The sequence below is a fragment of the Quadrisphaera sp. DVD1 genome (genome assembly GCF_058932755.1).
The window spans coordinates 1-6917 of record NZ_JBZYWI010000157.1 but is presented as its reverse complement, the minus strand read 5'-3'; the positions used below and the strand labels follow the sequence as shown (position 1 = coordinate 6917).

General features: G+C 73.5%; 7 protein-coding genes. All 7 read right to left on the bottom strand.

The genetic code is table 11. The features are described from left to right. Positions 1 to 1096 (bottom strand): Gfo/Idh/MocA family protein (locus AC5FZL_RS14360; protein ID WP_493619574.1); only part of this gene is annotated, 1096 nt, incomplete at its 3' end. Beyond that, positions 1093 to 1914, bottom strand: coding sequence for a ThuA domain-containing protein (locus tag AC5FZL_RS14355; protein WP_493619573.1), 822 nt, complete (start codon positions 1912 to 1914; stop codon positions 1093 to 1095). The genes AC5FZL_RS14355 and AC5FZL_RS14360, both read right to left, overlap by 4 nt. A gap of 37 nt (positions 1915 to 1951) precedes the next feature. Next, entirely contained in the window at positions 1952 to 2815 is an 864-nt protein-coding gene (locus AC5FZL_RS14350) for a carbohydrate ABC transporter permease (RefSeq protein WP_493619572.1), read from the bottom strand. 7 nt (positions 2816 to 2822) lie between these two features. After that, positions 2823 to 3794, bottom strand: coding sequence for a carbohydrate ABC transporter permease (locus AC5FZL_RS14345; RefSeq protein WP_493619571.1), 972 nt, complete (start codon positions 3792 to 3794; stop codon positions 2823 to 2825). Between the two features lie 3 nt (positions 3795 to 3797). Beyond that, complete coding sequence (locus tag AC5FZL_RS14340; protein WP_493619570.1) at positions 3798 to 5045, bottom strand: sugar ABC transporter substrate-binding protein; 1248 nt, start codon at positions 5043 to 5045, stop codon at positions 3798 to 3800. Between the two features lie 130 nt (positions 5046 to 5175). Next, positions 5176 to 6204, bottom strand: a complete 1029-nt coding sequence (locus tag AC5FZL_RS14335) for a LacI family DNA-binding transcriptional regulator (protein ID WP_493619569.1) — start codon at positions 6202 to 6204, stop codon at positions 5176 to 5178. 108 nt (positions 6205 to 6312) lie between these two features. After that, on the bottom strand, positions 6313 to 6917 hold a 605-nt coding region (locus AC5FZL_RS14330), incomplete at its 5' end, for a PucR family transcriptional regulator (RefSeq protein ID WP_493619568.1).

Sequence of the window (6917 nt, the reverse complement as noted above, 5' to 3'; positions counted from 1 at the left end):
GCACCGGGCCCCACGACCGCAGCGCCTCGCGCACCTGCGGGTGGGCCTCCTCGGCCAGGGCCTGCTCGTGGGCGCGGGCGAGGACGTCGTCGATCAGCACCTGCTGCCCGCTCGTGGCCGACTCCACGGCTGCCTCGACCATCGCCAGGCTCATGACGTTCTCGTGGACCTCGCCCATCGGGGCGACGCCGGTGCGCAGGGCCTCGCAGAACACCTGCAGCGACCCGCCGATGTCGCTGTAGGGCGAGCGGGGCCGCGCGGTGGCAGCGGCGTCGGCGTCCAGCACCGGCTCGTCGTCGCCGTTCCAGAGGGCGGTGCCGCGCTCGCCGCTGACCCGCCAGGTGCCGTTCCAGGAGGTCTCCGCCCCCGGGGCGCACCAGCTGCCGGTGTAGGTGTAGCGCGTCCCGCCCTCCATGGTGAACAGGGCGGTGGCGCTGGCGTCCCCGGCGTACCAGCTCCACGAGGGGTTCCACGCCTGGCAGTAGGCCGAGACGGGCTCGGCTCCCAGCAGGTAGCGGACGCTGTCGAAGGCGTGGATCGCCATGTCGACGAGCAGCGGGTGGGCCATCTCGTCGCGGAAGCCCCCGAAGCGCGGGGCCTTGAAGAACTCCGTGGTCACGGCCCCGACCGCGCCCAGGTCCTGGGCCATGCCCTGCAGCGCGGCGAGGTGGGGGTTCCACCTGCGGGACTGGCTGACCATGAACAGCTGTCCGGTGACCTCGGCAGCGGCCGCGAGCGACAGGGCGCGCGGGAGCGTGTCGGCCACGGGCTTCTCGCCCAGCACCGGCAGCCCGGCGAAGAGGGCGGCGGTGGTCACCGGGTGGTGCGCGACCGGGACGGTCACGTCGACCACCGCGCGGGCGCCGGTCTGCGCGGCGAGGGCCACGGCGTCGGGGCCCACGGGCAGGTCGGGGCGACCGAGGCCCGCCGCGGCGAGCCCGGCGGCGTCCAGGTCGAGGTCGACGATCCCGACCAGGTCGACCTCCGGCGAGGCCTCCAGGACGCCGAGCCAGGCCCGACCCATCGCGCCCGCGCCGACGGCGACGACGGGCAGGGGCTCCTGCTCGGAGGAGGGGACGACCGCGAAGGCGCTCATGCCGGCGACCCGCTCGTCTCCGCGGCCTCGTCCGCCATCGCCCCGGTGTAGTCGTGACCGGTGTGGAAGTCCCCGGTCTCGTAGCGCAGCAGCGTCGGGACGGCGCGCTCGGGGCGGTCGGTGGTGGCCCACTGGACGGCGTTCGAGATCACCCGCCGGACCCCCTCGTGGTGGTAGACGGGGTAGTCCTGGTCGCCGGGCCTGAAGTAGAAGATCTTGCCGTGCCCGCGGCGGAAGGTGCAGCCGGAGCGGAAGACCTCGCCGCCGGAGAACGTGGAGAGGAAGACCAGCTCGTCCGGGGCGGGGATGTCGAAGAACTCCCCGTACATCTCGTCCTCTTCGATGATCATGGGGTGCGGGATGCCGCGCGCGATGGGGTGCGTCGGGTCCACCGTCCACACGAGCTCGCGGTCGTGGGCGCTGCGCCAGCGCAGCGTGCACGTGGTCCCCATGAGCTTCGTGAAGATCTTCGACCAGTGCCCGGAGTGGAGCACCACCAGCCCCATGCCCGACAGCACGTGCCGGTGCACGCGCTCGACGACCTCGTCGGCCACCTCCGCGTGCGCGGCGTGGCCCCACCAGGTGAGCACGTCGGTGCCGGCCAGCACCTCCTCGGTCAGGCCGTGCTCGGGGTCGTCGAGGGTGGCGGTGCGCACGACGGCGCCGGCGCCGAGGTTCTCCTCGATCGCCTCGGCCACGGCGCCGTGCATGCCGCGCGGGTAGCGCTCGGCGACGTCGGGCTCGAGCTGCTCGTGGCGGTTCTCCCCCCACACGGTCACGCGGATGGGACGCCCGTGGGCGGCGCCGGACTCGGTCACTTCAGGCTCCAGGGGGTGCGGGGACGGGGAGGGCGGGTCACTTGACGGCTCCGCCGGTGACACCGGCGGCGACGTAGCGCTGGGCGAAGACGAGCAGGACGATCGCCGGCACGGAGGCGAGGACGGCGGTGGCCATCACCGAGCTCCAGTCGTTCACGAAGGCCCCGATGTACTGGTAGATGCCCAGGGTCACCGGGCGCACGTCCTCCGTCGTGGTGAGGGTGAGGGCGAAGAGGAAGTCGCCCCACGCGAAGAGGAACGTGAACAGCCCGGCGGTGATGAGGGCGTTGCGGCTCATCGGCAGGACGACGGAGACGAAGGCGCGGATCGCCCCGGCGCCGTCCACCCGCGCCGCCTCGATGATCGAGGGCGGGATCCCGCTCATGAAGGCGCGCATGAGGATGATCCCGAACGGGATGCCGAGCCCGGCGTCGGCGAGGATCAGGCCGGGCACGGAGTTGAGGAGGCCCAGGTCGCTGTAGGCGCTGTAGAGGGCGTTGGCCACGACGATGCCCGGCACCATCTGGGAGATGAGGATGGCGAAGAGCACGAGGTTCGCCCCCCGCACCCGGAAGTGGGCCAGCGCGTAGGCCGCCGGCGTGGCGATGAGCAGGCTGAGGGCGACGCTGCCGAGCGACACGACGAGGCTCGTCAGCAGGTTGCCGCTCTGCTCGCTGATGGCGGCGGTGTAGCCGTCGAGGGTCGGCTCGGCCGGGAACCAGGGGGTCGCCACCGCCCCGCCGCTCGACTGGAGGCTCACGTTGAGCATCCAGTACATCGGGAAGAGCATCACCGCGATGATCGTGGTGCCGATCGCGGTGCTGCCCCAGGAGCCGCTCTTGCGCGGCGCCACGCGGTGCGCGTGCACGGGCGGGGCGACGGTCTGGGCCGCTGCGGTCATGAGGGCCTCACTCGTCCACGGCGCGCCGGTTGGCGCGCAGGTAGAGGATCGCGAACGCCAGGGAGATGACGATGAGGATGTTGCCCATCGCGGCGCCCTGGCCGAACTCGAACTGGCGGAAGGACAGCTGGTAGGACTGCGTGGCCAGGGTCTGGGTCGCGTTGGCCGGCCCGCCCCCGGTGAGCCCGAGGATGATGTCGAGCACCTTCAGCGTGTAGACGACCCCGAGCACGAGGACGACGGTCACCACGGGCCGCAGCAGCGGCCAGGTGATGTGCTTGAAGGCGCTCCAGCCGGTCGCGCCGTCGAGCGCTCCGGCCTCGTAGAGCTCCTCCGGGATCTCCTGCAGGCCGCCGTAGAGGATCGTGGTGTTGAACGGGATCCCGATCCAGATGTTGACGACGATCACGGCGACCAGCGCCAGGGAGGTGCTGGTCAGCCAGCCGGGCCGCCCGTCGACGAGCGGCAGGGCGTCCAGGGCGCGGTTGAGGGCCCCGTTGTCGCGGTCGAGCATCCAGCGCCACACCGCCGAGGAGACGATCAGCGGCACCAGCCACGGCAGCAGGAGGAGCGAGCGCAGCAGCCCCGACAGCGGGAAGCGGCGCCGGAAGAACAGCGCGATGCCCAGGCCGATGAGGAACTGCCCCACGATCGACCCCACGGTGAAGACCACGGTGTTGATCACCGCCCGGGAGAAGACCGCCGAGCCGATGACCTCGCCGTAGTTGGCCAGGCCCACCCACGGCGCCTCACCGGTGAAGAAGGTGGACGTCGTGTAGTCCTGGAAGCCCATGACGACGTTCTTGACCACGGGGTAGCCGAAGAACAGCGCCAGGTAGGCCAGCGCCGGGACGAGGAAGGCGATCTCCAGGAGCCGGCTGCGCCCGCGGGGGGTGCTCCACCCGCTCCTGCGGCGGGCGGGGGCGGGCGGGCCCGCGCCCCGGCCGGTGGCCGCCGGGCGGTCGAGGACGTCGGCCACGGCTCAGCCGTCCTGCGCCTGCTGCAGGGCCTGCTCGGGCGTCATGCCGCCGACCAGGGCGTTCTGCACGGCCGTGTAGATCTTCGTCGCCGCGTCCGGCCAGGCCTCACCGAGCTCACCGGTGCGCGCGCGCAGGTCGGGCACCTGCTCGGCGAAGGGTGCCAGCGGCGGGTTGGCCGCCACCGCCTGCTCGCTCAGGTCGGGCTGGGTGGGCACGGTGTCGCGCTCGCTCGACATCTTGAGGACGTTCTCGTCGGAGTTGAGGCACTGCAGGACCTCGGCCGCCTTCTCCTGCTTGGCCTCGTCGCCCGTCTGCGGCAGGGTCCAGGTCTCCCCGCCGAAGGGCGAGACGACGGTGCCGCCCGCGGTGGGGGCCGGGATCGGGACCACGGCGTAGTTCAGGCCCTCGGTCTCGTCGAGCACCGGGAACTGCCACGGGCCGTTGACCTGCATCGCGGCGTTGCCGGCGGCGAACTGGTCGTTCACGTCGGCCTGGGTCCAGTTGACCACCGACGTGGAGGCCGAGCCGCTGTCGACCAGGTCGACCCACAGCTGCAGCGCCTCGGCGGTCTCCGGCGTCGCGATGTCCTTCTCGTCACCGCCGTTGGACCACATGAAGGGCAGGAACTGCCAGGTGCCCTCGTACGTGTTGATGCCGGAGAACGCGACGCCGTAGCGGCCGTCCCGGGTCAGGGCGGCCGCGGCCGTCTTGAGCTCGTCCCACGTGGTGGGGGGCTGGACGCCCGCCTCGGCGAGCGCGTCCTCGTTGTAGAACAGGGCCAGGGTGTTGGTGACCGGCTGCAGGCCGTACAGCTCGCCCTCGAAGCTGGACGCCTGGACGACGCCCTCGGCGTAGCCCTCGCCCGTGATGCCGAACTGGCTGAGCGGGGTGAGGGCGCCCGAGGCCGCGATCTGCTGCAGGTCGGGGTTGTCGAGCATGAGGATGTCGGGCAGCGTCCGCGAGGAGCTCTGCTGCAGGACCGTGGTGATCAGGTCGCCACCGGGGACGACCTGCCGCTCGATGCTCACGCCGGCCTCCTCGCCGCAGGCCTCGAGGATCTCCTGGTAGACGGTCTTGTCCGGCTCGTTGTTGTAGTAGTCGAGCACCCGCAGGGTGTCGGCGTCCCCGCCGCCACCGCCACCGGTGCCGCCTCCACCGCCGCCTCCGCAGGCGGCGAGCCCCAGGGGCAGGGCGAGCGCCGCGGCTGCGGCCAGGGTGGTCCGTCGGTGCACTGCTCCACGTCGAGCCATGTCCGGTTCCCTTCCTGTGCGCCGGCTGCTCCGCCGGCGCCGTCTCCTGGGGACGTCGGTGTCGCCCAGGTCGTCGATGCGTATCGATGGGTGCGGGTCGAGGCCCCGGGGTGCGGGCCGGGTCGGTGGGCTAGGGGTGGTGCGTCGGGAACGACGCGCTGGTCTCGCGCCGCGTCAGGCGGGGGCTGATCAGCTGGACGCCCGGCGGCTCGTCGGTCGCGTCCCGCTCGATCATCTGGAAGAGCGTCTGCACGGCCCGCCGGGAGACGTCCCGCGGCTCCAGGGAGACGTTGGTGACCGGCGGCTGAGTGACCTGCGCCGCGGCGTCGGTGCACACCGCCACCACCGAGACGTCCCGGCCGGGCTGGACGCCCCGCTCCGTGAGCAGGTGCAGGGTCGGGTGGACGGCCGCGGCGGCGGAGACGACCAGCCCGAGCCCGTGCGTGCCACCGGCCAGGGCCAGGTCCAGGGCGTGGCGGACGCCGTCGCGGGTGGGCTCGACGGGCTGGACGACGTCGAGGGGGATCCCCAGGTCGAGCGCGGCGGCGCGGGCCGCCCCCTCGAAGCGGCGCACGTAGTTGGCGTCGCGCCCGATCGACTCCGCGGAGCGGCCGAGCAGGACGACCCGCTCGTGCCCGGTGCGGACCAGGTCCTCGACGGCCAGGCGGGCGGCCTCCTCGAAGCTGACGTCGACGCAGGGGAGCCCGGCGGGGTCGTCGGGCACGCCGATGAGGAGCACCGGCACGCGCAGGTCCTTGGCGACGGCGATCCGCGGGTCGCGCGCCTCGAGCTCCATGAGGACGATCGCGTCGCACAGCCGCCGCCCCTCGAGGCGGGTGAGCGCGCTGGGGCCCTCGTCGGCGGTGACCAGCAGGACGTCGAAGTCGTGCTCGCGCGCCCCGCTGGTGATGATCTCGATGAACGGCAGGAGGCTGGAGGTGTCGGCGGCCGGCCCGAACGGCACGACCAGGCCGATCACCTGGGTGCGCTGGCTGGCCAGGGCGCGGGCACCGGCGTTCGGCTGGTAGGTCAGCTCCTCGATCGCCGCCTCGACCCGCTTGCGCACCGCCTCGGAGATCGGGCGCCGGCCGGACATGACGTAGGAGACGGTGCTCTGCGACACCCCGGCCGCGCGGGCGACGTCACGGCTCGTCGGCACTGGGCACCCCCTCCGATCGTCATCGATACGGATCAACGATCGGAACAGTAGCCAGTGGCGGCGACCGTGCGCAATGGTCGCGACCGGCCTCCTCGCCCTGGCCCCGGGTCAGCCGGACGGGCGCTCGCCGGCCGCCGCGCGCGCCGCCTCGTCGTGGGCCAGCAGCGCCACGTGCAGGGCCGTGCGCGACTCCGCGCCGGCGAGGTCGACGCCGAGCACGCGCTCGAGCGCCGCCAGGCGGGCGTAGAGGGCCGGGCGGCTGAGGTGGGTGCGCCGGGCCAGCTCGGTCTTGTTGCCGCCGACCTCGAGGTGCTGGCGCAGCAGGTCCAGCAGCCCGTCGCGGTGCGCCGCGTCGTGCTGCAGGAGCCGGTGCAGCTCGGACTCGGCGAAGGCCTGGACCCGGGGGTCCTCGCGCAGCAGCGAGAGCAGGCCGCGCAGCCGCAGGTCGCTGCTGCGGGCGAACGGCCGGGGCGGGACGCCGGCCGCGGAGGCGACCTCGGCGACGTGCCCGGCCTCGCGCAGGGCCGGCCCGGCCTCGAGCAGGGACGCCGCCGCCCGGCCCACCCCGACCGTGCCCGGGCCCAGGCCCGGGGCGTCGGCGAGCTGGGCGTGCACGGCGGTGGCGAGGCGGTCCAGGAGCCGGTCGGCGGCCACTGCGGCGTCGCGCGGGGCGCGAGGGCCGTCGGGGGCGGCGACCAGCGCGACCACCTGGG